The sequence below is a fragment of the Streptomyces sp. NPDC036764 genome (assembly GCF_055609385.1).
The window spans coordinates 253534-279738 of record NZ_JBVJPT010000011.1; the positions used below are offsets into that span (position 1 = coordinate 253534).

Here is a 26205-nt window from a genome sequence, read left to right on the forward strand (position 1 = left end):
CATGATCGGGCGCATGCGTGAACGTGTTGTGGCCGCGTGCGACGGGGCTTCCAAGGGAAACCCAGGGCCGGCGGGCTGGGCGTGGGTCGTCGCCGACGAGACGGAGACCCCGTCCCGCTGGGAGGCGGGGCCGCTCGGCAAGGCCACCAACAACGTCGCGGAACTGACCGCGCTGGAACGGCTCCTCACGGCGATCGATCCCGGTGTACCGCTGGAGATCCGCATGGACTCGCAGTACGCCATGAAGGCCGTCACCACCTGGCTGCCCAACTGGAAGCGCAACGGCTGGAAGACGGCCGCGGGCAAGCCCGTCGCCAACCAGGACCTGGTCGTGCGCATCGACGAACTGCTCGACGGCCGCAAGGTCGAGTTCCGCTACGTCCCCGCCCACCAGGTCGACGGCGACCCGCTCAACGACTTCGCCGACCGCGCCGCCAGCCAGGCCGCCACCGTGCAGGAGTCCGCGGGCAGCGAGCTCGGTTCACCTCAGCCGCCGCCCTCCCCGGACACCCCGCAGACCAAGGCGCCGCGCCGCAAGATCGCGGCCGCCCGGAAGAACGGCGGCTCCGCGCGGACCATCAAGGCCAAGTTCCCCGGCCGCTGCCTCTGCGGTCGCGGCTACGCGGCGGGCGAGCCGATCGCCAAGAACGCCCAGGGCTGGGGCCACCCGGAGTGCCGCACCGCGGACGCCTGACCGACCGGCCCTGCGCGGCTCAGGCCGCGTCGAAGGTGTAGTGCGCGGTGTGGTCCAGCAGATCGGCGGGGCGCACGTCGTTCCACGGCTTCATCGTGTCATTGAGGTCGATCACGTTCGGCGTCCCGGCGGCCGGCACGTAGCCGGAGCCGGGGTGGCGCCGCTGCCAGTCCGCCCACAGCTTGTCGATGTAGGCGTGGTGCAGCCAGAACACCGGGTCGTTGGGCGACGCACCGGTGGCCATCTGCCCGCCGACCCACACATGGACACGGTTGTGCAGATTGACCCCGCGCCAGCCTTCGAGGTGGTTGCGGAAGCCGTCCGATGCGCTGTTCCAGGGCGCCATGTCGTACGTCGGCATGGCCAGCACGGACTCCACCTCGGCGCGGGTCGGCAGATCCCGCACGGCCGTGCCGAGCGAGCGGCGCAGGAACGTACGGCCGTCGACGCGCACATTGATCGGCCAGTTGCCGGTCGACGCCGCGAACGGCCCGTCCGTCACCTGCCCGTCACGGCTGCGCCCGGTGCCGCCCAGGAAGTCGGGCGCCCACAGGGACGACCGTATCGAGCGGTCGGTGCTCCAGTCCCAGTACGGCAGCGCGACCGAGGCGTCCACCTCCTGCAACGCGCGCTCGAACTCGAGCAGGAATCTGCGGTGCCAGGGCAGGAACGACGGTGAACGGTGGCCGGTGCGCTCGCCGTTGTCGGTGTCGCCGACGATGAAGGCGTTGTGGGTCGTGACGAAGGAGTCGTAGCGGCCGCTGCGCTTCAACTCAAGGAGGGCGGCGACGAATCGGCGCTTCTCGTCGGCGGTCAGGCTGGCCTGGTTCTTACGGACGGTCATGGTCGCTGGTGCTCCAAAGTGCGGGTAGGGCTGTTCAGTTGGCGGGGAAGGGCAGGAGCGCTGCGCCCTGGAGCTCGTCCACGGCGGCGCGGGCGACGGCCCGCGGGGTGGGCACCGGGGCGTAGTGGCTGACGACGCTGATCCAGCTCCCGTCGGCGTTGCGCATCACATGCAGCTCCACGTCGTCGACGAACACGGCATAGCCGCCGCCGTGATGCTGGTGGGCGCCGCCCGAGGCCGGCCGGCCCTGTATCCGACGGCCCTTGTAGACCTCGTCGAAGGGCGCGAGGGAGTGCTGGTCGTGCTCCGAGTGCCCGGTGTGCTCCGAGTGCTCCGACCGGCCCGAGGCGGACGCGGCGGGCGCGTTGAGCGTCTGGACGAGGGCGCCGGCGCCGGCGGCGGTGGCGAGGGCGGCCGCGGCGGTGAGCGCGCGACGACGGCTGAGTTCCGGCATACGGACCTCCTGGGGTGGGTTCGATGGTGCGTTCGGGTGCTGTCCACGCATACCTATCGGGCCCCACGAGAGCGGGAGAAATCGGTCGCGAGTGGTTGGCCTCGATCCGGACAAGTGGCCACATGTCGTGCAAGCTTGAACGAAGATGATCTTGCTGTAGGTGGCCTCGCGCCTAGCCGGAACGGGCAATTCCTTCTCCTGGGAGTCGCGTTTCCGGTGGTCCTTGGCGGGCGGATGCGGCGCCAGTGGTGTGCCTCACCCGCTGAAACTGGCGCGATCCGGAACGTCGCGGAACGGCGCCCCCGCCCTGCTACCCTGCGGATCCAAAATGACCGTATTGGGAAATTTCTAGGGGTATGCGTGAAGGTCGCCTGCGTCGGCGGCGGGCCCGCCGGTCTGTATCTCTCGATCCTGCTGAAGCTGCGGGACCCGTCCCACGACATCACCGTCCACGAACGCAACCCGGAGGGCACCACCTACGGCTGGGGCGTCACGTACTGGCGCGGCCTGCTCGAGGAACTGCGCGCCCACGACCCCGAGACGGCACGCGCGGTCGAGGCGAGCTCGGTGCGCTGGAACGAGGGCGTGGCCCACGTACGAGACCTGACGACCCGTCGGCCCGGCGACGAGGGGCACGGCATCGGCCGCCACCGGCTGCTGGAGATCCTCGCCGAACGCGCCCGCTCGCTGGGCGTACTCCTGGAGTTCGGGAGCACGATCACCCCGGACGACCTGCCCGCCGCCGACCTGGTCGTCGCGGGCGACGGCGTCCACAGTGCCCTGCGCGCCCGCCATGCCGACCACTTCGGCACCCGGATCGGTACCGGCCGCAACCGCTATGTGTGGCTCGGCACCAGCAGGGTCTTCGACGCCTTCACCTTCGCCTTCGTCGAGACCGGCCACGGCTGGATCTGGTGCTACGGCTACGGCTACGGCCCCGAGGCCGGCACCTGCGTCGTCGAGTGCGCCCCCGAGACCTGGACCGGTCTCGGCCTCGACACCGCGAAGGAGGCCGACGGACTGGCCCTGCTGGAGAAGCTCTTCGCCGGGATCCTCGACGGCCACCGCCTCATCGGCCGCCCGTCCGCCGAGGGCGGCACGCAGTGGCTGAACTTCCGCACCGTCACCAACCGCACCTGGCACCGCGGCAACGTCGTCCTGATCGGCGACGCCGCCCACACCACCCACTACTCCATCGGAGCCGGTACGACGCTCGCCCTGGAGGACGCCATCGCCCTGGCCGGCGCGCTGCACGAGCGACCCACCCTCCCGGAGGCGCTCGCCCGGTACGAACGTCAGCGCAAGGCGGCCCTGTTGTCCCCCCAGAGCGCCGCCCGCCACAGCGCCCTGTGGTACGAGAACCTGCCCCGCTACATGGGCCTGCCCCCGCAGCAGATGTTCGCCCTGCTCGGCCAGCGCCACTCACCCCTGCTGCCCTACGTACCGCCTCAGCTCTACTACCGGATCGACCGGGCGGCCGGGCAACTGGAGGCGCTGCGCCGCCTCAAGCGCTGGCTCGGGCCGAGGGTCGCACGCGCCGTGCAGGGCAGAGTGGCCCGCGAATAGCCGCCCGCTACTCGAACAACCGGTCCAGGAAGGCGTTCCCGAACACTCGGTGGGGGTCGAGCCGGTCCAGCACACCGGCGGCCTGCCCCCACCTCCCCGCCCCGAAGCCGCCCGGCACGACCGAGCCCAGCACCTCGCCGTCGCTCCACGCGGCGTCATCCGTGTAGGCATAGCCCTTCGACCACTCGACGCGCGTCATGGCGTCTCCGCCGTCGAAGGTGCCCAGCATGAACTGCTCGATCTCCCGCAGGAACGCCTCCGCGTACGGCGTCCCGGGCAGCGTCAGGATGTTCAGCCACACCGCGGTGTCCCACTCGGGCCGGTCACCTCGCGGGCTCAGCGCCGAAAGCAGCGGCGTCCGCGCCCCGTCCAGGCCGACGTCCGCCGGATCGTCGAGGCCCGTCACGCGGATCTCCACCGATCCGTTGACCGGGAACCGGCCCCGGGCGGCGTACGCCGTGAGCCGCTCCCGGTAGAAGGCGGTGAACTCGCTGACGACGCGCTGCACCTGGCTCCGGGCGGTGAGTACCGCGCACCCGTTCGTGGCGATCCTCAGCGTCGTCGGCCTCAGATACAGCAGCGTGTTCTTGGACGGCCCCCAGATGTCCGCCGACAGCGTGGCCACCAGGCCGAGCGCGGCAGCGTCGTACTGCGCGTTGCCGAGCACCGGGGCCAGATACCAGGCCCCGTCCGACACGATCCGCCCCGCCAGGTCCGCCACCGGGGTCGGAACGCTGTCGGAGAACGGGTAGTTGTACGGCGTCCTCACCTGCCGTGCGGTCAGTGGCCGGGTGGGGGAGACGCTCCACACCTTCAGCCACGGGTGCTCGGTGAAGGCGAACCAGATCGCCTCGATGCGCCCGGCCCGGTCCAGGAAGCTCTCGAAGGTGCGCCCGCCGGCGCCGGGCGCGGCGAAGAGCTCCCCGGCCGGGATGTCCGTACGGCTGACGCATCGCAGGTTCGTGTTCGCGCCCACCCGCAGCACCACCTCGGTGACCAGGGACCGGCCGAGGTGGGTGAGCAGCGCGGCACAGTCCGGCTCGTCGCGGTGGTAGGTGCGCAGCGTGTACGCGCCGCTGTCCTCGTCCCAGACGACGGCCGTCAGCGACAGCACGAGATTGCTCAGCGAGCCGTACGTGTGCCCGGGCAGCCGCCGCTCGCCCAGTGCCGGTACGGCGGAGCCGTGCGCGTCGACGGCGAGGGCGCCGCCGAGGGTGAGGTTGCCGGGCGCGGGTGCGGCGGTGACGCCGAGGCCGTGCCCCTCCAGGTAGGTGAGCAGGGCCTCCAGGGTGACGCCCGCACCGGCGCGCACGGACGTCGGCGATTCCAGGGAGATGCCGGTGAGGTGGGAGGCGGTGTCGACGAGGAGGACCGGCGCGTCCGACGGCGTGCCCGGCGTGATCGTCAGCGGCGACCAGCCGTGCGAGGCACCCCGGGCGCGAACCCGCCGGCCGTGCCGCCAGGCCCAGTTGACGGCGGCGACCACCTGGTCCGGGCCGGCCGGCGCGCAGGCCCACAGCCCGTCGGCGGTGATCTCGCCGACCCAGTTGCGGTAGGCCGAGCGGTACAGCGCCACATCCGCGGGAAAGTCCGGCAACTCCTGTGCCGCGACGGCCGGATCGGCCGGGAGCAGGGTCGGTACAGCGGCCAGGGCGGCGGTGCGCAGGAAGCTCCTGCGGCTGATGTTGTCGATCACGGACCCAACCTAGGATCGGCCCGACAGTAACCGCTTGCCCGTTCGAGCCGATTCACTCGTGTGAGTGAAGGATTCACGGGGGGCGTCAGCGGAGGGGCCAGCTCCGCACCGATGACCGGCGAATGACACACTGACGCCATGGACGAGCGTGTAATCGGTAGGTCGGGTCAGCGGGCATCCGTCGTCGGTCTCGGTACGTGGCAATTGGGTGCCGACTGGGGAGACGTCGACGACAAGCAAGCCCTTGCGGTGCTGGACGCCGCAGTCGAGTCGGGGGTGACCTTCTTCGACACGGCCGACGTGTACGGCGACGGGCGCAGCGAGCAGACCATCGCGGGCTTCCTGCGCGGCAGGCCCGAACTGGACATCTTCGTGGCGACCAAGATGGGCCGCCGCGTCGACCAGATCCCCGAGAACTATGTCCTCGACAACTTCCGTGCCTGGAACGACCGTTCGCGGCGCAACCTCGGCGTGGACCGCCTCGACCTGGTCCAGTTGCACTGCCCGCCGACGCCCGTCTACTCCACGGACGAGGTGTTCGACGCCCTGGACACCCTGGTCCAGGAGGAGCGCATCGCCCAGTACGGCGTCAGCGTGGAGACCTGCGCCGAGGCGCTGACCGCCATCGCCCGGCCGGGCGTGGCCAGTGTGCAGATCATCCTCAACGCGTTCCGGATGAAGCCCCTGCTGGAGGTGCTGCCCGCGGCGCAGGAGGCGGGCGTCGGCATCATCGCCCGCGTCCCGCTGGCCTCCGGCCTGCTGTCCGGCAAGTACACCAAGGACACCGTCTTCCCCGCGAACGACCACCGCACCTACAACCGGCACGGCGAGTCCTTCGACCAGGGAGAGACCTTCTCCGGCGTCGACTACGACTCCGGTGTGGAGGCGGCCGTCGAGTTCGCCGCCCTCGCCCCTGAGGGCTGCACGCCCGCCCAGCTCGCGCTGCGCTGGATCATCCAGCAGCCCGGCGTGACCACCGTCATCCCGGGTGCCCGCTCACCCGAGCAGGCCCAGGCCAACGCGGCCGCCGCCGCGCTGCCGGAGCTGTCCGCGGACACGCTCACCGCGATCCGGGACCTCTACGACCGGCGGATCAAGGAGCAGGTGGAAAACCGCTGGTAGGCGCGTCGGCTCCGGGAGCGGCGGCCTCGCCCCTCCCGGAGTCCGGCCGTTTGACCGGTCCACGACGGGGTTACCTGTTAGCGCATGACTGAACCGGACGGACAGATGGGCCGCGACGAGACCGAGGAGGAGCGGGCCGACCGCAGATGGGCCGAGCTGCTCCAAGAGGTCCGGGTGACCCAGATGGGCGTGCAGATCCTGTTCGGCTTCCTGCTCACCGTCGTCTTCACGCCGAGGTACAACAGCCTCAATGACACGGACCAGGCCATCTACATCGCGACGGTGGTCCTGGGTGCCGCTGCCACCGGCGCGCTGATCGGCCCCGTGTCGCTGCACCGTCTGGTGTCCGGGCGGCGTATCAAGCCGCAGGCGGTGGAGTGGGCCGGCCGGTTCACCTGGGTGGGCCTGGTCCTGCTGCTGTGCACCATGACGGGCTCGCTCCTGCTGATCCTGCGCGTCGCCACGCACGACGACTTCGTGCCCTGGCTGGTCGCCGGCGTGGTCGTCTGGTACCTGGTGTGCTGGTTCGCGCTGCCGCTGTGGGCACGCCGCCGCCACACGGAGTGAGCGGCGGCGCTGCGCCGTCATGAGGCCCGCCTACTCCTGCGGCGCCGACCCGCCCCGCGCCCTTTGAAGCGCGGCGATGCACGTGGAGACGGCCTGCTGGAGCTCCTCCAGCCGCTGGACCATGTCGTCCTCGACGAACTCCTGCACATCGTCGAAGGTCAGCTCCTCGAAGACCTTCGTCGCCCGCTGGAGGCTGTTGTAGAACTTCGTCCGCCGCTCCTGGACCCGCAGCTCGGGGTCGGCCTCCACGGCCTCGACGACGAGGGACTTCATGGTGTCGTAGGCATCGGTGGCCCACTCGCCGGTGTCCTCGTCCTCCTCCAGCTCGTCGATGAGCGACAGATGCCGCTCGGCTTCCTCACGCAGGTCCACGGGCGCGTCCACGGTCTGCCCGGCCGGAGTCTTGATCTGACCCGACTCGGCGATCTGACGGACGTAGCCGATCCGGTCGGCCGACCGGCTCTCGGTGGCGACGGCCTTCTTCAGGTCGTCGGTTCGTACGACGTCGCGCGCCAGCTCGGCCTGCAGTTCCGGGTCCTCGCGCACTCGGTCCAGGAGCGCCTGGCGGGCCGCGCGGGCGGTGGAGGGGTCGGCGAGGATCGCGGCGCGCAGCGCGGTCGGGTTCTCGGCGACCTCCAGGGCCTTGGTCGGGCGGATGCCCTCGGCCTCGGCGGCCTCGGAGATGGCGGTGCCGCGCTCGGAGGTGGCGCTGTTGCGGGAGACGTAGTAACTGAGCCACACGTCGGCGTCCGGCAGCTCGACCTCCTGGCCCGGCGCGAGCGCCTCGAACTGCGGCACGAGACCGTCGTCGGCGGCGCGGTCCCAGGCCTTGTAGTAGCGCATGACGCGCTCGGCGGAGCAGCCCGCGAGTTCGGCGAACTCCTTCGCCGACACCTTCGGCGTCTCGCCGGCGCCCTGACCGCCGGGCCGGACGCTGCGCGCCACCATCAGGCCGAAGGCCCAGCCGCCGGTCCGCGCGTAGACCCCGAACTCACGCGCGTCCCGCGCGACGAGGTCGGACAGCGGGGCCTGAGGTGCGGAGGACGTCTCGGGTGGGACGAACGCCAGTGTCACGGGTGACTCTCCTGTACGAGCTGCTCGGAAGGCGAAAAGTGCCGACCGGCAGCCTATTGCACCCGTGCATGACGTTCGTGCGGCACCCGGCGCCGCCCGGGGCGCGGTGGTGTGCGTGCGGTCAGCCGAGGGCGTCCCGCAGCGCGGGCAGCAGTGCCGACTCCGCCCAGTCGAGATAGGGCAACTGCGCCTCGCCTCCGATCTGTACCAGGGCGATCTCGGTGAACCCCGCCTCCGCGTACGGGCGGACGGCCTTGACGAAGGTGTCCGGGTCGTCGCCGCACGGGATCGACTCGGCGACGTCGTCCGCCGTGACGAACCGGGTCGCCGCCTCGAACGAGTCCGGGTGCGGCAGCTCCGAGTTGACCTTCCAGCCGCCGCCGAACCAGCGGAACTGGGAGTGGGCGCGCCTGAGCGCGACGTCCGGGTCGGGGTCGTGGCACACCGGTAGCTGACCCACGCGCGGCTTGCCCTCGCCGCCGTGCCGGTCGAACGCCTCCAGCAGGTGCGCATTGGGTTCCGTGGCGATCACCAGGTCGGCGAGCCGGCCCGCCAGCTCGCAGGACTGCTCCCCGGAGACGGCGACACCGATGGGCGGCGGCTCGTCCGGCAGGTCCCACAGGCGGGCCGACTCCACGTCGAAGTGCGTGCCTCGATGGTTCACATGGCCGCCGCCGAAGAGCGCCCGGATGATCTCCACCGCCTCTTCGAGCATCTCGTGTCGTACGTCCACCGACGGCCAACCGCCGCCCACCACATGTTCGTTGAGGTTCTCGCCCGACCCGAGCCCCAGCCGGAACCGGCCCTCGGACAGCAACTGCATCGTGGCCGCCTTCTGCGCCACGACCGCCGGGTGGTAGCGGACCGTCGGACACGTCACAAAGGTCATCAACGGGATCCACCGCGTTGCCTGGGCCGCCGCGCCCAGCACGCTCCAGACGTACGGCGAGTGACCCTGCGAACGCAGCCACGGAAAGTAGTGGTCCGAGGCCACGGAGAAGTCGAAGCCCGCCTCCTCGGCGCGGACCAGGTGGTCCACCAGGTCACGGGGGCCGGCCTGCTCCGTCATCATCGTGTATCCGATCTTCACCATGGGGCCCGAGTCCCCGGACAGGAGCGTCGAAAACGGGACGGAGGGGGCAGGGTCCCGAACTGGGGTGCAAGGAGTTCCGGACGACGCCCGCAAGCCGGGGGAGGATGCACGTATGTCTGCCCGCGCGCTGCCTTCGAGCACCCCCGCCGCCCAGGGCGTCGACGCCGCCGGTGTCCTCGCCTTCCTCGACGCCCTCGACGCCGCCCCCACGATCGAGCCGCACAGCCTGATGATCCTGCGGCACGGCCATCTGGTCGCCTCCGGCTGGTGGGCGCCCTACACGGCCGAACGCCCGCACCTGCTCTACTCGATCAGCAAGAGCTTCACCGCGACCGCCGCCGGGATCGCTGCAGCCGAGGGGCTGATACGGCTCGACGACCCGGTGATCTCGTACTTCCCCGAGCTCGACGCCGACATCACCGACCCGCGCAGCCGGGCGATGCTGGTGCGGCATGTGGCTTCCATGGCCAGTGGGCACGAGACGGACACCGTCTTCGAGGCGCGCGAGCGCGATCGTGAGGATCTGGTGCGCGGATTCCTCCTGGTGCCCCCGCCGCGCGATCCGGGCACGGTCTTCGCCTACAACCAGCCCGCCACCTTCACGCTCTCCGCCATCGTGCAGCGTACGAGCGGCCAGTCGCTGACCGAGTATCTGCGCCCGCGGCTGCTTGATCCGCTCGGCATCGGCGAGGTCGCGTGGCTGCGTGACCGCAGTGGCCGGGAGCTCGGCTTCAGTGGACTCCATGCCACCACCGACGCCATCGCCCGGCTCGGCCAGCTCTATCTGAACGGCGGCGTCTGGGAGGGTGAGCGGCTGCTGCCCGAGTCGTGGGTCGCCGAGGCCACGCGCACGCAGATCGCGAACGGCGGTGTGATGCCCGGCGACGACTGGCAGCAGGGGTACGGCTTCAAGTTCTGGATGTCCCGGCACGGCTATCGCGGCGACGGCGCATTCGGCCAGTTCTGCATCGTGCTGCCCGAGCACGACGCCGTGATCGCGACGACGGCGGACACCTGGGACATGCAGACCGTGCTGAACCTGGTCTGGGAGCATCTGCTGCCCGCGTTCGGGCCGGCGCCCCTGACGGCCGGCGAGTCGGCGGACGCGGCCCTGGCGGAGCGGCTGGCCGGCCTGGCCCTGCCGCCCGCCACCGGTGAGCCGGCACCGCCCGAGGGGGCCGAGGCCTGGTCCGCCGCCGCGTTCACGCCGGACGGCGGTGTCTGCGCACCGCTGCCCAAGCTGACGGCGATCGACCTCACGCCCGGCGCGGACGGCTGGGCCCTGACGCTCACCGAGGACGGGCACCCGTTCGAGGTGCGGCTCGGGGACACCGGATGGACCGTCACCGAGGGACGGGTGCCCACCGCGGTCAGCGGCGGCTGGACCGACGCCGACACCCTCGCCGTGGACGTCGCCTTCCTGGAGACCCCGCACCACCTGGACGTCACGTGCTCCCTCAAGGACCGCACGTTCAAGGCCCGTTGGCGCACGGACCCGCTGCATGCCCTGCCGCTGCGGGCGATGAGCGCTCCCCGCGCGTCGGCCTGATCAGTCCCCGGGAACCCGCAAGGTCCGCAGGAACGTGTCCAGGGCCTCCTGGTTCCCGGGGTCGTCCCAGTCCTCGTCCGGCGTCGTCCAGCGCAGCGAGTAGCCACGGTGGTCGTCGATGAGGAAGCCGCGGCCGAAGGTGCGCAGCCGGGTGCCGTCCTTGTCCGAGACCCATTCCATGTCGGCTGCCCGGTAACCCTGGTACGTGGTCGCCTCGATGTCGCCGATCCGACGGAAGCCGCTGCGCTCCTCCAGGTCGGGCTGGACGTCGTCACGCCAAACGGCGACGGGGTCCGGACCGAGTGCCTCGCTGTATGTGATCGCGAGCCTGCGGTCGTCGCCCTCGGCGCCGAAGAAGACGCGGTACGCCACGCCCGAGGCCCGACTGGTGGCCAGGGGCTTGAAGCCTTCGGGCAGCGCGACGGAGAAGCCGTCGGGTGAGGTGTACGTCCGGAACCCGTCGGGCAGCGCCGTGCCCGAGGGGGAGACGGTAGGGGCCCCTGCCCCCGGCCCCGCCCCTACCCCCGGCACCGTCTCCTCCTGGGTGGGGGAGGTGCTGGGCGTGGCGGTGGGGGACGGGCCGGTCGGTGCGCCGGTGGAGGCGGACGGACCGGGTGCCGTACCCGTCGCCGAGGAGTCCGAGTCGTCCTGCCCGCCGCTGGTCACCACCAGGACGGCGGCCGCCACGGTGACCACGGCCAGTGCCGTGCCGATGACCATGGCGCGTCTGCCCCAGGTGGGGCCGACTGCGTATCGACCACGCAGCCGAGGGCGCTGCATGGCCTGCGTGGCCGTCTCGGGGTCATCGTTGAGGACACGGGCCAGCGCCTCACGGACCACCGGTCTGCTGAGCCGCTCCCGCGAGTCCTTGCGCAGCAGCCCCTGCACGGCCTGGGTGAGCGGTCCGGCGCGCACCGGGGCGCGCAGCGGAAGCCGGTCGACCCCCTTCAACGTGGTCTCGGGCCGGTCCCGTTCGCGATAGGGCGGGCGCCCCTCGACCATCGTGTAGAGGATCGCACCCAGTGCCCACAGATCCGACGCAGGCCCGATCCGCTCGTCGCGGGCCTGCTCCGGCGAGGCGTACGACGGTGCGGCGACGCGGGGGGCGAGGGTCGCTCCGGCCAGGCCGAAGCCGGTGACCACGACCGACCCGTCGGCGCCCACGAGCACCTGGCCCGGACTCAGCTCGCCGTGCGTGATGCCCGCGACGTGCGCGGCCTCCAGCACATCGAGCAGTTCGAGGCCGATACGCGCGGCCCGCACATGGTTCAACGTGCCCTGCTGGGCGAGGAGTTCCCCCAGCGGTGTGCCGTCGATCCATTCGGTGACGATCCACAGGCTGCCGGACTCCTCGACGGCGTCCACAACGGTGGCCACCCGGCCCGGGCGCAGCAGCCCTATCCGCTCCGAGGTGCGCAGGATGCGCGAGGTGGCCCGGCGTGCGTCGTCGGGGCCCGAATCGTCGGGAAGCCCGATCTGGGTGAGGAGGCACGGACGTTCGGTCTCCAGGTCCTCGCCGAAGTAGCCGACGCGGTTCGTCTCGCGATGTACGACATCGACGAGGCGGTACCTTCCGGCGACCAACTCGGGTGTGGAGACTCGCGCCTTGACCATGGCCATCCCTCGCTGAACCCCTGGCTCTCATTTCTCACAGGAAGTACGCGAGACGTCATGGGAAGCGTTCAACGAAATCCTCAACTAAAGGGTGCTTCTTTTCATTTGCTTTCTTACGCATGAGTAAGCTGGTGAAAAGGCGCGAGGAATTGGTCTCGAATGCTCAGCGAAGGCCGAAATCCGTCGCCCAGCGATGCATGTCGGAGGTCGTCGCGTTGCCGCCGCACACGACCAGCCCGAGCCGGGCGCCTTCCCCGACCCGCTCCAGCACGCGCCGGGCGGCCGGCAGCAGACAGCCCGCGGCCGGCTCGGTCCAGACTTTGGCGTGCTCGGCGAGGTCGAGCACACCCCGGACCGCCTCCCGGTCCGGGACCACGAGCACCTCGTCGACCTGGGCCGCCACATGGTCGTACGTGAGCTGCGAAACCGATGGTGCGCTGAGCGTCGACACGATCGAGGCCAACGCCACCGGTACCGGCCCGCCCGCGGCCAGCGCCTGGGACATGGCCTCAGCGCCCTCGGTCTCCACACCCCAGATCCGCACGCCTGGACGCCGGGCCCGCAGCGCCGCCGCGACTCCGGCGATGAGTCCGCCGCCCCCGACGCTGACGATCACGTCCGTGAGCTCACCGGCGTCGGCGGCCAGTTCCAGCCCGACGGTGCCCTGCCCGGCGATCACCAGGGGGTCGTCGAAGGGATGGACGAGGGTCAGCCCCTCGTCCCGCAGTCGGGTGACGAGCGAGAACGCTCCGGGCATGTCGTCCGTCAGGCGCACCGACGCCCCGGCGTCCTCGACGATCCGCACGGCGTGCGCGGGCGCCGAGCGCGGCATGACCACTGTGGCCTTCACGTCGAGGACGGCGGCGGTCATCGCCAGGGCGATGCCGTGGTTGCCGCCGCTCACCGCCACGACCCCGGCCGCCCGCTGGTCCTCGCTCAGCGACAGCAGCTTCGCCGTCGCCCCACGGGCCTTGAACGACCCGGTGCGCTGGAGGAGTTCGAGCTTGGCCGTGACCGGGACACCGAGCAGGGCCGACAGGCCGGGGCTGGGTACGGTCGGGGTGTGTACGACGTGGCCGGCGATGAGGTCGGCCGCGGCTTCGACGTCCGAGATCCCGATCAAGGCAGTCACCTTTCCGGCGTGGGGCGGGGTTCCACGCCGCCTGGCACCCTGACGCGCGGGATGCCGCCGGTCAACCCGGTTTCGCGGGCGGCGGCGAGATGCCGGGGAAGGTCGCCGCCGCACGCGTGGACCGGGCTCTCACAGATCGCGTCGTACGAGGAAGTCGAGGAGCGAGGCCAGTTCCTCCGCGGGCCCCTCCTGAAGCGGGACGTCCGCCAAGGCCGCCTCCACGGCGGCGACATGGCGCCGTGCCTCCGTGAGCGCTGCCGCCCGGCCGCCCGCCTCCTCGATCAGCGCGGCCACCTCGCCGGGTTCGGCGGCCGATTCCAGCAGCGCGGCGAGCCGGCCGGCGACGGGCGAGTCGAGCGCGGCCAGTACGGGATACGTCTTCTTGCGCTCCCGCAGATCGCCGTGGACCGGTTTGCCGGTGACGGCGGGGTCGCCCCAGATGCCGAGTAGATCGTCCACGACCTGGAAGGCGATGCCCAGATGCCGGCCCGCGCGGTCGAACGCGGCGACGGTGGCGGGCGGTGCGCCGCCGAGCAGGGCGCCGAGTGCGGCCGCGCAGCCCAGCAGCGCGCCCGTCTTGTGCTCGGCCATCGTCCGGTACTCGTCGGGCCGCACCCGCTCAGGACCCGTCCAGGGACGCGTGGTGAACAGCAGGTCGTCCGCCTGCCCGCGCACCAGATCCTGCAGCGCCACGGACAGCAGCCGCACCGCCCGAGGGCCCTCCGCGGCCGCGGCGAGCGTCTCGACGGCCAGCGCGAACAGCGCGTCCCCGGCGAGGACGGCGGGTCCCGTGCCGTACGCCTTCCACACCGTGGGGCGGCGCCGCCGTGCCTCGTCACCGTCCATGATGTCGTCGTGCAGGAGGGAGAAGGCGTGCACCAGCTCCACCGCGACCGCCCCGGGCACCGCAGCCCGGCCGGGCGCACCGGCCGCCTCCGCCCCGAGCACGGCGAGCGCCTGGCGCACGCCCTTGCCGCCGGAGGCCGCGGCCGGCGCCCCGCCGACCTCGCACCAGCCAAAGGAGTACGCGGCCATCTCGCCGACCCACGGATGGGTCCGCTCCACGGCCTCCCGCAGCGCGGGCCGCACCAAGGTCCGGCAGCGGTCCAGGACTTGGCCGGCGTCCACCGGAAAGTGGACCGTCGAGGTGCGCCGGTGGGCGGCGGACGGAGCCCGCAGCGCCGAAGAGGAGGCCGTCACAGTGCGCCCACCGCCTCGGCGCCCGCCACGGCGCCCTCGTCGACGCCGAACTCCCGCTGGGCACGTGCCACCATCTCCCGCGCGTGCCGCAGCCCGATGCGCTCCAGCACATCGGCCAGCTCGGCCAGTTCGGCGGCCGTCTCCGTACGGTCCCGCCCCAACTGGGCCCGCGACTTCGCCAGCCCCAGGCGGGACAGCGCCTCCCCGCGCGGCTCGCTCATCGCACGGAACTCCGACAGGGCCTGCTCGTACAGCGCCCGCGCCTCGGTGTAACGCCCGGCCCGGTAGAGGACGTTGCCGCGCATCTTGTGGTTGTAGGCCAGCGCGCTGGACAGCTTCATCGCGCGGCACGTGGTCTCCGCCTCGGACAGCAGGGCCAGTGCCCGCTCCACGTCGCCGTCGCGCACGGAGACGACGTCGGCGAGCCCGCGCAGCGCCCAGGCGTGGCCACGCCGGTCCTCGGCGCGCGCGGCGATCTCGGCCGCCTCCTCGAACAGGGTGTACGCGGTGTCGTACGAGCCGGTGTTGCGGTGGATCTGCGCGATGCCCTCCAGCGCCCACACGGTGTGCCGGGCCTCGCCGCGCCGCCGGGCCTCGGCCAGCAACTGTTCGTGCAGCCGGTGGACGGCCGCGTAGTCGCCCTGGATACGGCCGGTCTCCGCGAGCCCGGCCAGCGAGTAGCCGCGCACGACGATGTCGCCGCCGCGCTCGCCGAGGTCCGCCGCGAGCTGAAGCAGCCGCCGGGCGAGCGGGAACGCGCCGCGCTGGCGGGCCAGCGTGCCGCCGCTCCACAGCGCCCAGGCCATGGCCCCCGTGTCGTCGGCCTCCCGGGCGGCGCGGTAGCTCGCCTTCCAGGCACGGTCCGCGTCCCCGATCTGCCCCAGCCGGCGGTGCGCCTCGGCCACCGCGAGCCCGGAGCGGGCCGCCTCGCCGTGCTGTCCGGACCGCTCGGCCGCTCTCAACTGCTCGGTGCCGGCGGCCAGGACGTCGGTGAGCGACGAGTTCACGGACAAAGTGGTCAGGGCGCCCTGGTACTCCGGGGCGAATGCCTTGCCGTACATCGATGCCTTTCGATCGATATACACACCGTCTCTACCCGCTGTGTATACATGGTGCGTATACAGCAACGGTATACATGGCGTGTATAGAGCGTTGAGAACCGGCCCTGGCCATATGCTCGGGCCAGGGCTTCACTTGTTGTCGATCAAGACGTCGGCAAGGCGGAGAGGGTTGCTCGTGAGGCGCAGATCACCTCGCGGGGGCGCTTCAGTGCTGCTGCGGCTTCTGCGGTGTCGCCTCGCTCGGTCGCACCACGACATAGCCCTGACCTTGCAGCATCAATTGCACGGCCTCACCGGAACCGCCGCGCAGCATCGATCCGAGGGACTGCGAGCGGTGCAGCGAGGTCTGGAGTCCGGCGGTCCAGCCGACCACCGCGTCGGTGTCGACGTACACCGGGTACTGCTGCGAGACCGGAATGACCAGGGGGTTGCCGTCGCAGATCAGCCCCAGCCTGCCCTGGCCGGTGAAGACGCTGTTGAACAGACCGCCGCCGGTGATGCCCGCGCCCTTCACCGTCGCTATCCGGTACGACAACGAGGCGTCGAAACACAGCACGTTGCGGCCGTTGACCGTGAACTCGTCGCCGGGGTCGACGTCGACGATGAAGCAGTTCTGCGCCTCGTGCGCGAACCAGGCCTCACCCTGTCCGCGCACCGCCATCAGCGGCAGCCCCTCACCCGTCACGGCCCGCTTGAGCATGCCGCCCACGCCCTGGCCCTTGCGCTCGAACTGGAGGTTGCCGCGGTAGGCGACCATGGCGCCCTGACGGGCGTGCATCTCGCCGTTCACCGCGTACTTGATGCACTTGGCGTTCTCGATAGTCATGCCCGGCGCGGTGGCCGGCTGGACCATGTGCTCGCTGGAAAAGAGGTCACCCTTCATGCGGGCATCGTGTCCCGGACGACCCCGTTCCGCCTAGATCGCGGCGTGTCGCGGACTCGATCCGGTCAGCCGCCGAAGAGCTGTGTCCAGTACGTGCCCGCCGGGCCGCCGCCCGCGAAACCGATGCCTATGTGGGTGAAGTCGCGCTTGAGGATGTTGGCGCGGTGTCCCGGACTGTTCATCCAGCCCTCCACGACCTCGGCCGGGGAGCGCTGACCGCACGCGATGTTCTCGCCGATCGCCCGCATCCGGGAGCCCGCGGCGGCCGCCCGGTCCCACGGCTGGGTCCCCTCGGGCGAGGTGTGGGAGTAGAAGGCGCGGGCCGCCATGTCCGCGCTGTAGGACTGCGCGGCCGCGGTCAGCGCTGGATCGACGGCCAGGGGGTGCAGCCCGGCCCTGGCCCGCTCACGGTTGGTGAGGTCGACGACCTCGGCCGCGGTGCGGGGCAGAACGCCCGGTGCGAGGGGCCTGGCCCACAGCGCCGTCCAGTACGTGTCGTCCGAGCGCCCGCCGCTGACCTGCGCCACGGCGGCGTGCGTGAAGGCGGCGTCGTGCAGGGTGCGGCGAGCGCCTTCCGTGCGCAGGCAGTACGCGACGAACTCGGCGGGGGTGCGGGGGCCGGAGACCAGGTGCTCGCCGACGGTGATGTACGCGTACCCGGCGGCGGTGATGCGCTGGTACACGGAGACGCCGTTGGGGCCCTCGACGCCGAGGCGGCCCGCCGCGGCCATGGCGGAGGCGTGCGCCCGGGCCGCGGAGGCGAGACGGGCGTCGGGAGCGACGGGCGGCGAACCGACGTCGGCGCGCGCGGAGTTGACCAGACCGAGGAACCCGTCGGGGTCGGGGGAGGGGAAGTCCGGGACCGTCAGAGCGGCCAGCGTCTGCATCCTGGACCGCGACGTGGGCATCGGCGGAGCGCTCGGCATGGGCGGAGCGCTGGGCATGGGCGGGGCGGCTGTCCGCTGTGCCGGCGACGGCGTGGCGTCCTCGATCACATCCACCCCGAAATCCCGCGCGAGCCCCGCCAGCCCGTCCGCGTACCCCTGCCCGAGGGCCCGCAGCTTCCAGCTTCCGCCACGCCGGTAGACCTCGGCGAGCAGCAGCACCGTCTCCGGCCCCGGGCGCGGCGGGGCGAACCGGGCGATCGGGCGCCCGCCCGGGTCGGTGACCTGGAGCACGGGCGCGGGCAGCCGGCCCAGGGGGATGCCGGGATCGGCGGGGCTGACCACCACCGTGATCCGGGTCGCCCCGGTGCGCAGACGCGGCGGGTCGACGCTCAGCGTGTCGCCGTTCAGGCGGGCGCCGGGCGCGGACGGCTGGTTGTAGAACACGAAGTCGGCGTCGCCCCGCACCTTGCCGCTGTCGTCGGTGATGAGCGCGGACACGTCGAAGGGGCCGGGCACCCGGACGGTCACGCCGCCGCCCGGGAGGGGCAGATTGCCGCCGGGGACCAACTCGCTCATCGGGCCGTCCTGGTGGGTGGTTCGGGATCCGGTGGGGATGTCCGGAAAACGCGCACCGGACCCCGAGGGTTCCCACCCGACGCGCGCCCTCAGTCCTCGTCGAGGTCCAGCGAGTTGCCCGGCGCGATGTCCTCGTGCCGTTCGACGGGCGCGTCGGCAGACCGCGCCTTCTTCGTCGCCTTGCCGCAGAACGCGGACTCCAGCGTGCGCAGCATCGTGTTGTGCACCGTGCCGTTGTTGGAGGCGTTGGCGAGCGCGGCGAGGCTGCGCTTGCCGTCCTTGGACGCGAACGCGTAGGAGTAGTAGCCCTGTACGGCGCCCGTGTGGCCGTAGACGGAGACTCCGCACGACAGATCACGCCGCCGCAGCCCGAGCCCGTACGCCTGGGTACTGCCGGCCGGCACCCAGCGCTGCATCTGGGCCAACTGCGTCCGGGAGGTCAGCCTGCCTCCGAGCAGCGCCGACAGGAAGGTGTTGAGGTCCTGTGTGCTGGAGATGACCGCTCCCGCGCTCTGCGCCCAGGACGCCGTCTGCTCGGTGGCGTCGACGAGCGCCGCGCCGGCGGTGTCCGGGGTGAGATAGCCGCGGGCGTACCGGCCGGGGATCTTCGTCCCGGGGTGCACGTAGAAGGTGTCGGTGAGCGCCAGCGGCTCGATGATCCGGTTGCGGTACTCGGTCCCCACCGAGTGCCCGGTCAGCTTCTCGATGAGCATGCCGGCGACGACGAAGTTGGTGTTGGAGTACGAGTACGCCCCGCCCGGCTTGGTGGTCCGCGGCTTGCTCAGGGAGCGGTTCACGAGCTGCCGGTAGGTGAAGACCTTCTTGCGGACCGCCTCGAAGCCGGGGACCGACCGCGCGAACATGTCGTTGGTGTAGTCGGACAGGCCGCTGCGGTGGCTGAGCACATGACGCACCGTGATGCGCCTGTCGGGGAGCAGCCCCGGCAGATAGCGGTCGACCGGGGCGTCGAGCGACAGCTTCTTCTCGTCGGCCAGTTGCAGCAGGACCACCGCCGAGAAGACCTTGGTGATGCTGCCGATGCGGAACCGGTCGGCGTTGCTGAGGGCCCGTCCGCTCTTGCGGTCGGCGACACCCACGGCCGCCCAGTGGACCGTGGCGCCGTCCTCGAGACGGGCCATCGCGCCGGGCGCGCCGTTCCGCCGCGCCGTGCGCAGGACGTTCCACAGCCCCGTGACGTCCGGGGTCGGGGCGCCGGCCCTGGTGGTGCCGGGCTCCACGGGCGCGGCATGCGCGGGGACCGCCAGGAGCGACACAAGGGCCGCCGCCACCGCCGTACCTCTGACCACCGCTGCTGAGACCATGCGGGTTCCTCCCGTTTTCCGTCGATGTGCTGCCGATACGAGAACGATCATCTGCGTGCGGGGCAACCTTCTCGCATCCCGTCACATCGCCACAGACGACGCACAGTTGGACAGACATCGATCACCGGGTAGGAGTCCTCGAACGCCGGGGTCCGGAGCCGGCGAACGAATCCTGCTTCTTTTATTGACGACGGAAAATAAGGGCTCTAGGTTCCGGTCATGTCCTCGATCCACCGCGCCGAGACGTTCCCGGCCAACACGCCGGCCGCCTCGCAGATCTTCACCACCGTCCTCAGCCATGGGCCCCTCACCCGTCTGGAGGTGGCCCGGCGGGCAGGACTGTCCCCGGCCGCCGTCACCAAGGCGGTACGGCCCCTGATCGAGGCCGGCTACCTGGTGGAGGACGTGGACGAGAACGCCCGCCCCGCGCTCGGCCGCCCCGCCAACCCGGTACGGGTCGACGGGGGACGGGCGCTGTTCATCGGCCTGAAGGTGACCGGCGACGCGATCATCGGTGTGCTCACCGACCTGTGCTGCCGCATCCGCGTCGCCCGCCACGCCCCGCTCCCCGACCGGGAGCCCAAGAGCGTGCTGGCCTCGGTCGCCGAACTCGCCGGCGCGCTGCTCGCGGAGGCGGGCGACCTGGGCGTCCCGGTCCTCGGCCTCGGCATCGCCGTCTCCGGAGACGTGGAGCGCGGCGCCGGAGTCGTCCGGTACTCGCCGTTCCTGGAGTGGCGGGACGTACCCCTCGCCGAACTCGCCACCGCCACCACCGGATTGCCGGTCACCGTCGACAACGACGTACGGGCCCTCACCGTCGCCGAGCAGTGGTTCGGCGCCGGTGTCGGACTGTCCGACTTCGCCGTCGTGACCGTCGGCGCCGGCATCGGCTGCGGCCTCGTGGTGCACGGCCGTGTCGTCGCCGGGGCGCACGGCGTGGCCGGGGAGATCGGGCATGTGACCGTCGACCCGGCAGGGCCGCCCTGCCACTGCGGCAACCGCGGCTGCGTGGAGGCCATCGCGGGGGACGCCGCGATCGTCCGGCGGATCCGCGAGAGCACCGGTGTCGAGGTCGCCGACACCGCCGAGGCCGCGGCGCTCGCCCACCGGGGGAACGCCGGAGCCCGGGAGGCCTACGCCCGCGCGGGCGAGGCCATCGGCCGGGGCATCGCCACCGTGGCCAACCTGCTCGGCCCCGAGCGGGTGATCATCTCCGGCGAGGGCCTCGCCGCCTACGACCTGTTCGCCGAACAGATCCGCGACGCGTTCGCCGCGGCCGCGTTCGGCACCGCCGCCCAGTGCGACGTACAGACCCGCCCACTGCCCTTCGAGGAGTGGGCGCGCGGGGCCGCGGCCACCGCGATCCAGTCCTTCATCCGAGCCGACGACCAGCGCCAGAACCGCTGAACCAACCCCTGGAGGTACGACCCATGAGGTCATCCTCGTACTCCGTCATGCCCGCACGCGCCCTGAGAGCCATGGTGGTCCTGGCCCTCACCGCCGGTGTCACCGCCGCCGTCCCGTCCGCACAGGCCGAGACCACCACGCCCCCGGCCGCCCCGACCACCACCGCCGTGGCCGCCAAGCCCTACATGGGCTGGACGAGCTGGACCATGCAGTCGTCGAAGTACCCGGGCCTCAACCCGAAGGGCGACTACAGCTACCTGTCCGAGGCGAACGTCATCAAGCAGACCGACGCCATGGCCGCCAAGCTGAAGAAGTACGGCTACGAGTACGTCAACATAGACGCCGGCTGGTGGATGGACTGGTCCTGGAAGTCGCAGTTCGACGAGTACGGCCGCCAGAAGGCCGACCCGGTGCGCTTCCCGAGCGGCATGAAGGCCGTCGCCGACCGCATCCACTCCAAGGGCCTCAAGGCCGGCATCTACCTCCCGGTCGGCCTGGAGAAGGGGGCGTACAACGACGGGAAGAACCCGATCTGGAACGCCGAGGGCTGCACCACCGGCGACATCGTCTACGACGACCTGCGCACCACCAACGGCTGGGACAGTGCCTACAAGATCGACTTCGCGGATCCCTGCGCGCAGAAATACATCGACTCCCAGGCGCAGATGTTCGCCGACTGGGGCTACGACTTCCTGAAGCTCGACGGCGTCGGCCCCGGCTCGTTCAAGAACGGCGACAACTACAACAACGTCGCCGACGTCGCCGCCTGGCAGAAGGCCATCGAGACCGCCGGCCGCCCGATCCACCTGGAACTGTCCTGGTCCCTGGACTACGGGCACGTCGCGGACTGGAAGAAGTACTCCAACGGCTGGCGCATCGACACCGACGTCGAGTGCTACTGCAACACCCTGGTCACCTGGGAGAACTCGGTCGACGACCGCTGGGACGACGCCCCCGCCTGGACCGACCATGCAAGCCCCGGCGGCTGGAACGACCTCGACTCCCTCAACGTCGGCAACGGCGAGATGGACGGCCTCACCAAGGCCGAGCGGCAGAGCTACGCCACCCTGTGGGCCATCGCCAAGTCCCCGCTGTTCACCGGCGACGACCTCACCAAGCTCGACTCCTACGGCCTGTCGCTGCTGACCAACCGCGAGGTCCTCGCGATCAACCAGAGCAGCGCCCCGCCCGCCGAGCCCGTCACCGCCTCCGACCCGCAGCAGGTGTGGGCCGGGAAGAACCCCGACGGCACCTACACCGTGGCCCTGTTCAACCTCTCCGACGCACCCGCCTCGGTGACCGCCAACTGGCAGACCCTCGGCTTCAAGGGCAAGGCCGCCGTGCGCGACGTGTGGAACAAGGAAGGCCTCGGCACCTACACCGACAAGATCACCCAGGCCCTTCCCGCCCACGGCTCCCGCCTGTTCACCGTCACCCCGCGCGGTACCGACCTCGCCTGGACCGCCCACGAGGCCGAAGCGGGCACCCTGAGCGGCAACGCCTCCGTCGCCGACTGCTCCGCCTGCTCCGAGGGCCGCAAGGTCGGCAACCTCTACACGGGCGGCAAGGTCACCGTCAACGACGTCGTGGTGGCCAAGGCCGGCACCTACATGGTCAAGGTCGCCTACGTCAGCGGTGACTCCCGTTCGATCCTCGTCTCCGCCAACGCAGGCGGCGCCACCTCGCACAAGTTCGCGTCCACCGGCGACTGGGGGACCGTCAACAGCGTCTACGTGCCGGTAAAGCTCAAGGCCGGGGCCAACACCGTCACGTTCGACAGCGGCACGGGCTACGCGCCGGACATCGACCGGATCGACGTACCGAAGTCCCTCTGATCTCCCTCCCGTCGGGGCCCGGCCGTGCGCCGGGCCCCGGCCCGGACGACCCCGGAGCCGCACATGGACACCAACCCGAACGAGCCGAGCAGAAGATCCGTCCTCTCCCTGGCCACCACCGCGGGCCTCACCGCCGCCCTCGGTGCGCTGCCCGCCTTCACCGCCACCGCCGCGCCCGCCCGCCCCGCCGAAGTCCCGCTGCCCGCCGACGCCGCCCGCCACCAGTTGTGGTGGCAGGCCCCCGGCGACGAGGGCTCACTGATCGAACAGGGCCTGCCCGTCGGCAACGGCCGCATCGGCGCCCTCGCGAGCAACGACCCCGGCCGCGAACTCCTCCTGATCACCGACGCCACCATGTGGACCGGCGGCCTCAACGACACCCTCGACCAGGACGGCCAGTTCCCCTACGGCCGCTCCGACTTCGGCTCGTTCACGCTGCTGGCCAAGCTCACCGTCGACATCCCCGACCACGACCTCGGCGGCGTGGGCGGTTACCGCCGCACCCTCGACCTCGCCCAGGGCCTGGTCACCAGCTCCTACGTCCGCTCCGGCGTCACCTACCGGCGCGAGATGTACGCCAGCCGGCCCGACGACGTCATCGTCCTGCGCTTCACCCAGAGCGGCGGCGGCCGCTACACCGGCACCATCACCCTCACCGGCACCCACGGCGAGCACCCCACCGCCGCCGAGTCCTTCGGCGCCACCATGCCCAACGGCCTGCGCTACGGCGCCGCCGTCAAGGCCCGCGGCATCGGCGGCAAGATCACCGTCGACGGCGGCCGCATCGACTTCACCAACTGCAAGGACCTCACCGTCGTCGTCACGGCCGGAACCAACTACGCGCCCGACGCCGACGCCGGCTTCCGCGATCCCTCACTCGCCCCCGAGCGACTCGCCCGTACGAAGGTCCACGCCGCCGCCGCGGAGTCCGCCGACGCCCTGCGGCGCACCCACGTCGCCGACTACCGCGCCCTGTACGGACGACTCGGCCTCTCCCTCGGCACGTCCACGGCCGAGCAGCGGGAACTGGACACCTGGGAGCGCCTGCACGCCCGCAGCCGCGACCCCGAACCCGACCCGGAACTGGAGGCGGCCTACCTTCAGTTCGGCCGCTACCTGATGATCTGCGGCTCGCGCGACAGCCTGCCCCTGGGCCTCCAGGGTCTGTGGCTGGACGGCAACGACCCGGACTGGATGGGCGACTACCACACCGACATCAACATCCAGATGAACTACTGGATGGCCGACCGGACGGGCTTGTCCCCGTGCTTCGACGCCTTCACCGACTACTGCGTCGCCCAGCTCCCGTCCTGGAACGACCTCACCCGCCGCCTGTACAACGACCCGCGCAACCGCTACCGCAACTCCAGCGGCAAGAACGCCGGCTGGGCCGTCGCCTTCTCCACCAACCCCTACGGCGGCAGCGGCTGGTGGTGGCACCCGGCGGGCAACGCCTGGCTGTGCACCACCCTGTGGGAGCACTACGAGTACACCGGGTCGCGCGAGTACCTGGCGAAGATCTACCCGCTGCTCAAGGGCGCGTGCGAGTTCTGGGAGGCGCGGCTGCTCACCGTCACGCTCCCCGGCACCTCGAAGGAGGTGCTCGTCGACGACAGCGACTGGTCCCCGGAACACGGCCCGCAGGACGCCAAGGGCATCACCTATGCTCAGGAAGTCGTGTGGACGCTGTTCGGGAACTACTGCACCGCGGCCGCCGAACTCCGGCGGGACGCCGGCTTCGCGGATACCATCGCCTCACTGCGCAGGAAGCTGTACCTGCCGCAGGTCAGCCCGACCAGCGGCTGGCTGGAGGAGTGGATGTCGCCGGACAACCTGGGTGAGACCACGCACCGCCACCTGTCCCCGCTGATCAACCTGTTCCCGGGCGACCGCATCCGCCCCGACGGCTCCACCCCGGCCGACCTCGTCGCCGGCGCCACCGCCCTGCTCACCGCACGCGGCATGGAGAGCTTCGGCTGGGCCAACGCCTGGCGCAGCCTGTGCTGGGCCCGCCTGAAGGACGCCGACAAGGCCTACCAGCTCATCGTCAACAACCTCCGCCCCTCCATCGACGGCAGCAACGGCACGGCCTTCAACCTCTTCGACATCTACGAGGTGGAACGCGGCCGGGGCATCTTCCAGATCGACGCCAACTTCGGCACCCCCGCCGCCATGGTGGAGATGCTGCTGTACTCCCGGCCCGGACACATCGAACTCCTCCCGGCCCTCCCCGACGCCTGGGCCACCTCGGGTTTCGTCGAGGGCGTCCCCGTACGCGGCGGCTTCGAGGTCGATCTGCACTGGCGGGACGGCAAGCCGACCGAGGCGCGGATCCGCAGCGTCGGCGGCCGCACCACGACGGTCGCCTACGGCGCGGAGTCCCGCACGGTCTCGCTGCGGCCCGGCGCGTCCGTCACGCTGAAGGACCTCGCCCGGTGAGGGCCAAACTGCCGCTGGCCGCCGTCCTGTTGACGGTCGTCGCCTGCCAGTCCGCGCCCACCGAGGCGACCGCCGGCCCGAGCGGCGTCGTCACCTGGGCGGCCAGTGCCGACCGGATGTCCGACGGCGTCGCGGGCCGCAGCTACCGGCTCGTCGTGCACACCAGCGCCGGCGGAACCGGGGTGCGGGTCCGGCTCTCCAACGCCTTCGGGGACCGGCCGATCACCTTCGACAGCGCCTACGCGGGCCTTCAGAAGCAGGGCGCCGAACTGCGGCCGGGCAGCAACCGGCGCCTGGCCTTCGGCGGCGAGCGCACCGTCACCGTGCCGGCAGGCGCCACCGTGTGGAGCGACCCGCTGCCCGGCAAACTGCCCGCCGCGTCCAACCTCGTCGTCAGCCTGCACAGCCCGGACGCGGCCGGCCCGGCGAGCGGCCACTGGATGGCCATGCAGACGTCGTACGCCACCCAGGGCGACCACACCGCCGAGGAAAGCGGCACCGCCTGGACCATCCCCACCGGGTCCTGGTTCTACCTCGACGCCGTCTCCGTGCACGCCCCCAAAGGCACCGGAGCGGTCGTCGCACTCGGCGACTCCATCACCGACGGCTGGCAGTCCACCTCCGACCTGAACCGCCGCTGGCCCGACTACCTCGCCCGCCGGCTTCAGAAGACGGACACGGCGGTCAAGGGCGTCGCCAACGAGGGGATCTCCGGGAACAAGGTCCTCGCGGACGGCGCCGGGCAGAGCTCCCTGAACCGGCTGGAGCGGGACGTGCTGTCCCAGCCGGGCGTGCGGACCGTGTTCCTCTTCCAGGGCGTCAACGACATCAAGGCGCACACCGGCGTCACCGCCGACGACCTGATCGAGGGCTACCGCGAGATCGTCGACCGGGCGCACGCGGCCGGCAAGTGCGTCGTCGGCGCGACCGTGGCCCCGTTCAAGGGCTGGCACGAATGGGACGCGGCCGGCGAGGCCGTACGCCAGGAGGTCAACACCTTCATCCGCACCAGCGGCGAGTTCGACGCCGTCACCGACTTCGACCGCATCCTGCGCAGCCCCTACGACCAGGAGAGGATGCTGCCCGCCCTCGACGGCGGCGACCACATACACCCCAACGACAAGGGCATGCAGGCGATGGCCGACGCCGTCGACCTGACCGCCCTGGACTGCGACACCAGCGGGTGAGGG

The 26205-nt window shown here is 71.4% G+C and carries 21 protein-coding genes; 9 read left to right on the forward strand and 12 right to left on the reverse strand.

The features are described from left to right. Position 1 precedes the first annotated feature (1 nt). Positions 2–694, forward strand: a complete 693-nt coding sequence (locus tag ACZ69Q_RS32620) for a ribonuclease H family protein (RefSeq protein ID WP_471048814.1) — start codon at positions 2–4, stop codon at positions 692–694. 19 nt (positions 695–713) lie between these two features. Here ACZ69Q_RS32620 and melC2 read toward each other — a convergent pair whose 3' ends face one another. Both melC2 and melC1 read right to left on the reverse strand, forming a co-directional pair. After that, positions 714–1538, reverse strand: a complete 825-nt coding sequence (gene melC2 / locus ACZ69Q_RS32625) for a tyrosinase MelC2 (protein ID WP_471048817.1) — start codon at positions 1536–1538, stop codon at positions 714–716. 34 nt (positions 1539–1572) lie between these two features. Continuing rightward, on the reverse strand, positions 1573–1992 hold the full coding sequence (gene melC1 / locus ACZ69Q_RS32630) for an apotyrosinase chaperone MelC1 (protein ID WP_471048820.1): 420 nt from the start codon (positions 1990–1992) through the stop codon (positions 1573–1575). A gap of 360 nt (positions 1993–2352) precedes the next feature. On the opposite strand from melC1, the gene ACZ69Q_RS32635 reads away from it, so the two are divergent. Next, a complete protein-coding gene (locus tag ACZ69Q_RS32635) occupies positions 2353–3558 on the forward strand; it encodes an FAD-dependent monooxygenase (protein WP_471048823.1) in 1206 nt (401 codons plus the stop codon). Between the two features lie 7 nt (positions 3559–3565). Here the strand turns inward: ACZ69Q_RS32635 and ACZ69Q_RS32640 are convergent, their stop codons facing one another. Further along, a complete protein-coding gene (locus ACZ69Q_RS32640; RefSeq protein ID WP_471048825.1) occupies positions 3566–5254 on the reverse strand; it encodes a cholesterol oxidase substrate-binding domain-containing protein in 1689 nt (562 codons plus the stop codon). Positions 5255–5392: 138 nt separating this feature from the next. On the opposite strand from ACZ69Q_RS32640, the gene ACZ69Q_RS32645 reads away from it, so the two are divergent. Together ACZ69Q_RS32645 and ACZ69Q_RS32650 are read left to right on the forward strand one after the other, a co-directional pair. Beyond that, complete coding sequence (locus ACZ69Q_RS32645) at positions 5393–6376, forward strand: aldo/keto reductase (RefSeq protein ID WP_471048826.1); 984 nt, start codon at positions 5393–5395, stop codon at positions 6374–6376. Between the two features lie 84 nt (positions 6377–6460). Then, positions 6461–6943 (forward strand): DUF6328 family protein, encoded by a 483-nt coding sequence (locus ACZ69Q_RS32650; protein ID WP_471048830.1) that lies wholly within the window; start codon positions 6461–6463, stop codon positions 6941–6943. Between the two features lie 30 nt (positions 6944–6973). On the opposite strand, the gene ACZ69Q_RS32655 is transcribed toward ACZ69Q_RS32650, so the two are convergent. Both ACZ69Q_RS32655 and ACZ69Q_RS32660 read right to left on the reverse strand, forming a co-directional pair. Further along, positions 6974–8017 carry a hypothetical protein gene (locus ACZ69Q_RS32655; RefSeq protein ID WP_471048832.1) on the reverse strand — a complete coding sequence of 348 codons (1044 nt, stop codon included), beginning with the start codon at positions 8015–8017 and terminating at the stop codon, positions 6974–6976. A 121-nt stretch (positions 8018–8138) separates the two neighbouring features. Then, on the reverse strand, positions 8139–9110 hold the full coding sequence (locus ACZ69Q_RS32660) for an LLM class F420-dependent oxidoreductase (protein WP_471048835.1): 972 nt from the start codon (positions 9108–9110) through the stop codon (positions 8139–8141). 112 nt (positions 9111–9222) lie between these two features. On the opposite strand from ACZ69Q_RS32660, the gene ACZ69Q_RS32665 reads away from it, so the two are divergent. After that, positions 9223–10659, forward strand: coding sequence for a serine hydrolase domain-containing protein (locus ACZ69Q_RS32665; RefSeq protein WP_471048838.1), 1437 nt, complete (start codon positions 9223–9225; stop codon positions 10657–10659). Here the strand turns inward: ACZ69Q_RS32665 and ACZ69Q_RS32670 are convergent, their stop codons facing one another. From ACZ69Q_RS32670 to ACZ69Q_RS32700, 7 genes are all read right to left on the reverse strand, one after another. Further along, the gene (locus tag ACZ69Q_RS32670; protein WP_471048841.1) at positions 10660–12273 is read right to left on the reverse strand and encodes a serine/threonine protein kinase; all 1614 of its coding nucleotides are present in this window, start codon (positions 12271–12273) and stop codon (positions 10660–10662) included. A 163-nt stretch (positions 12274–12436) separates the two neighbouring features. Then, positions 12437–13396 carry a threonine/serine dehydratase gene (locus ACZ69Q_RS32675; protein ID WP_471048844.1) on the reverse strand — a complete coding sequence of 320 codons (960 nt, stop codon included), beginning with the start codon at positions 13394–13396 and terminating at the stop codon, positions 12437–12439. A gap of 138 nt (positions 13397–13534) precedes the next feature. Continuing rightward, positions 13535–14605 (reverse strand): polyprenyl synthetase family protein, encoded by a 1071-nt coding sequence (locus tag ACZ69Q_RS32680; RefSeq protein WP_471048845.1) that lies wholly within the window; start codon positions 14603–14605, stop codon positions 13535–13537. Next, positions 14602–15666: a tetratricopeptide repeat protein gene (locus ACZ69Q_RS32685; RefSeq protein ID WP_471048958.1), complete on the reverse strand. Its 1065-nt coding sequence runs from the start codon at positions 15664–15666 to the stop codon at positions 14602–14604. Before ACZ69Q_RS32685 ends, ACZ69Q_RS32680 begins: the two co-directional genes overlap by 4 nt. 205 nt (positions 15667–15871) lie before the next feature. Beyond that, positions 15872–16549, reverse strand: a complete 678-nt coding sequence (locus ACZ69Q_RS32690) for an AIM24 family protein (protein WP_107909757.1) — start codon at positions 16547–16549, stop codon at positions 15872–15874. 65 nt (positions 16550–16614) lie between these two features. Further along, a complete protein-coding gene (locus ACZ69Q_RS32695) occupies positions 16615–18012 on the reverse strand; it encodes a CAP domain-containing protein (protein WP_471048848.1) in 1398 nt (465 codons plus the stop codon). Positions 18013–18101: 89 nt separating this feature from the next. Continuing rightward, a complete protein-coding gene (locus tag ACZ69Q_RS32700; RefSeq protein WP_471048850.1) occupies positions 18102–19334 on the reverse strand; it encodes a serine hydrolase domain-containing protein in 1233 nt (410 codons plus the stop codon). A gap of 219 nt (positions 19335–19553) precedes the next feature. Here ACZ69Q_RS32700 and ACZ69Q_RS32705 point away from each other — a divergent pair, with 219 nt between their 5' ends. The 4 genes from ACZ69Q_RS32705 (at position 19554) to ACZ69Q_RS32720 (ending at position 26202) form a co-directional block, all read left to right on the forward strand. Next, positions 19554–20741, forward strand: coding sequence for an ROK family transcriptional regulator (locus tag ACZ69Q_RS32705; protein WP_471048851.1), 1188 nt, complete (start codon positions 19554–19556; stop codon positions 20739–20741). 23 nt (positions 20742–20764) lie between these two features. Then, the gene (locus ACZ69Q_RS32710) at positions 20765–22576 is read left to right on the forward strand and encodes an alpha-galactosidase D (protein ID WP_471048853.1); all 1812 of its coding nucleotides are present in this window, start codon (positions 20765–20767) and stop codon (positions 22574–22576) included. A gap of 63 nt (positions 22577–22639) precedes the next feature. Next, positions 22640–25015 (forward strand): glycosyl hydrolase family 95 catalytic domain-containing protein, encoded by a 2376-nt coding sequence (locus tag ACZ69Q_RS32715; RefSeq protein WP_471048854.1) that lies wholly within the window; start codon positions 22640–22642, stop codon positions 25013–25015. Beyond that, complete coding sequence (locus ACZ69Q_RS32720; protein ID WP_471048856.1) at positions 25012–26202, forward strand: SGNH/GDSL hydrolase family protein; 1191 nt, start codon at positions 25012–25014, stop codon at positions 26200–26202. Before ACZ69Q_RS32715 ends, ACZ69Q_RS32720 begins: the two co-directional genes overlap by 4 nt. Positions 26203–26205: the final 3 nt, after the last annotated feature.

Excerpts from the sequence above, each read along its gene's own strand:
- ACZ69Q_RS32705 (WP_471048851.1), top strand. The coding sequence starts at position 19,554 with ATGTCCTCGATCCACCGCGCCGAGACGTTCCCGGCCAACACGCCGGCC.
- ACZ69Q_RS32620 (WP_471048814.1), top strand. The coding sequence starts at position 2 with ATGATCGGGCGCATGCGTGAACGTGTTGTGGCCGCGTGCGACGGGGCT.
- melC1 (WP_471048820.1), bottom strand. The coding sequence starts at position 1,992 with ATGCCGGAACTCAGCCGTCGTCGCGCGCTCACCGCCGCGGCCGCCCTC.
- ACZ69Q_RS32715 (WP_471048854.1), top strand. The coding sequence starts at position 22,640 with ATGGACACCAACCCGAACGAGCCGAGCAGAAGATCCGTCCTCTCCCTG.
- ACZ69Q_RS32700 (WP_471048850.1), bottom strand. The coding sequence starts at position 19,334 with ATGGTCTCAGCAGCGGTGGTCAGAGGTACGGCGGTGGCGGCGGCCCTT.
- ACZ69Q_RS32660 (WP_471048835.1), bottom strand. The coding sequence starts at position 9,110 with ATGGTGAAGATCGGATACACGATGATGACGGAGCAGGCCGGCCCCCGT.
- ACZ69Q_RS32690 (WP_107909757.1), bottom strand. The coding sequence starts at position 16,549 with ATGAAGGGTGACCTCTTTTCCAGCGAGCACATGGTCCAGCCGGCCACC.
- ACZ69Q_RS32710 (WP_471048853.1), top strand. The coding sequence starts at position 20,765 with ATGAGGTCATCCTCGTACTCCGTCATGCCCGCACGCGCCCTGAGAGCC.
- ACZ69Q_RS32665 (WP_471048838.1), top strand. The coding sequence starts at position 9,223 with ATGTCTGCCCGCGCGCTGCCTTCGAGCACCCCCGCCGCCCAGGGCGTC.
- ACZ69Q_RS32645 (WP_471048826.1), top strand. The coding sequence starts at position 5,393 with ATGGACGAGCGTGTAATCGGTAGGTCGGGTCAGCGGGCATCCGTCGTC.
- melC2 (WP_471048817.1), bottom strand. The coding sequence starts at position 1,538 with ATGACCGTCCGTAAGAACCAGGCCAGCCTGACCGCCGACGAGAAGCGC.
- ACZ69Q_RS32695 (WP_471048848.1), bottom strand. The coding sequence starts at position 18,012 with ATGAGCGAGTTGGTCCCCGGCGGCAATCTGCCCCTCCCGGGCGGCGGC.
- ACZ69Q_RS32670 (WP_471048841.1), bottom strand. The coding sequence starts at position 12,273 with ATGGTCAAGGCGCGAGTCTCCACACCCGAGTTGGTCGCCGGAAGGTAC.
- ACZ69Q_RS32685 (WP_471048958.1), bottom strand. The coding sequence starts at position 15,666 with ATGTACGGCAAGGCATTCGCCCCGGAGTACCAGGGCGCCCTGACCACT.
- ACZ69Q_RS32650 (WP_471048830.1), top strand. The coding sequence starts at position 6,461 with ATGACTGAACCGGACGGACAGATGGGCCGCGACGAGACCGAGGAGGAG.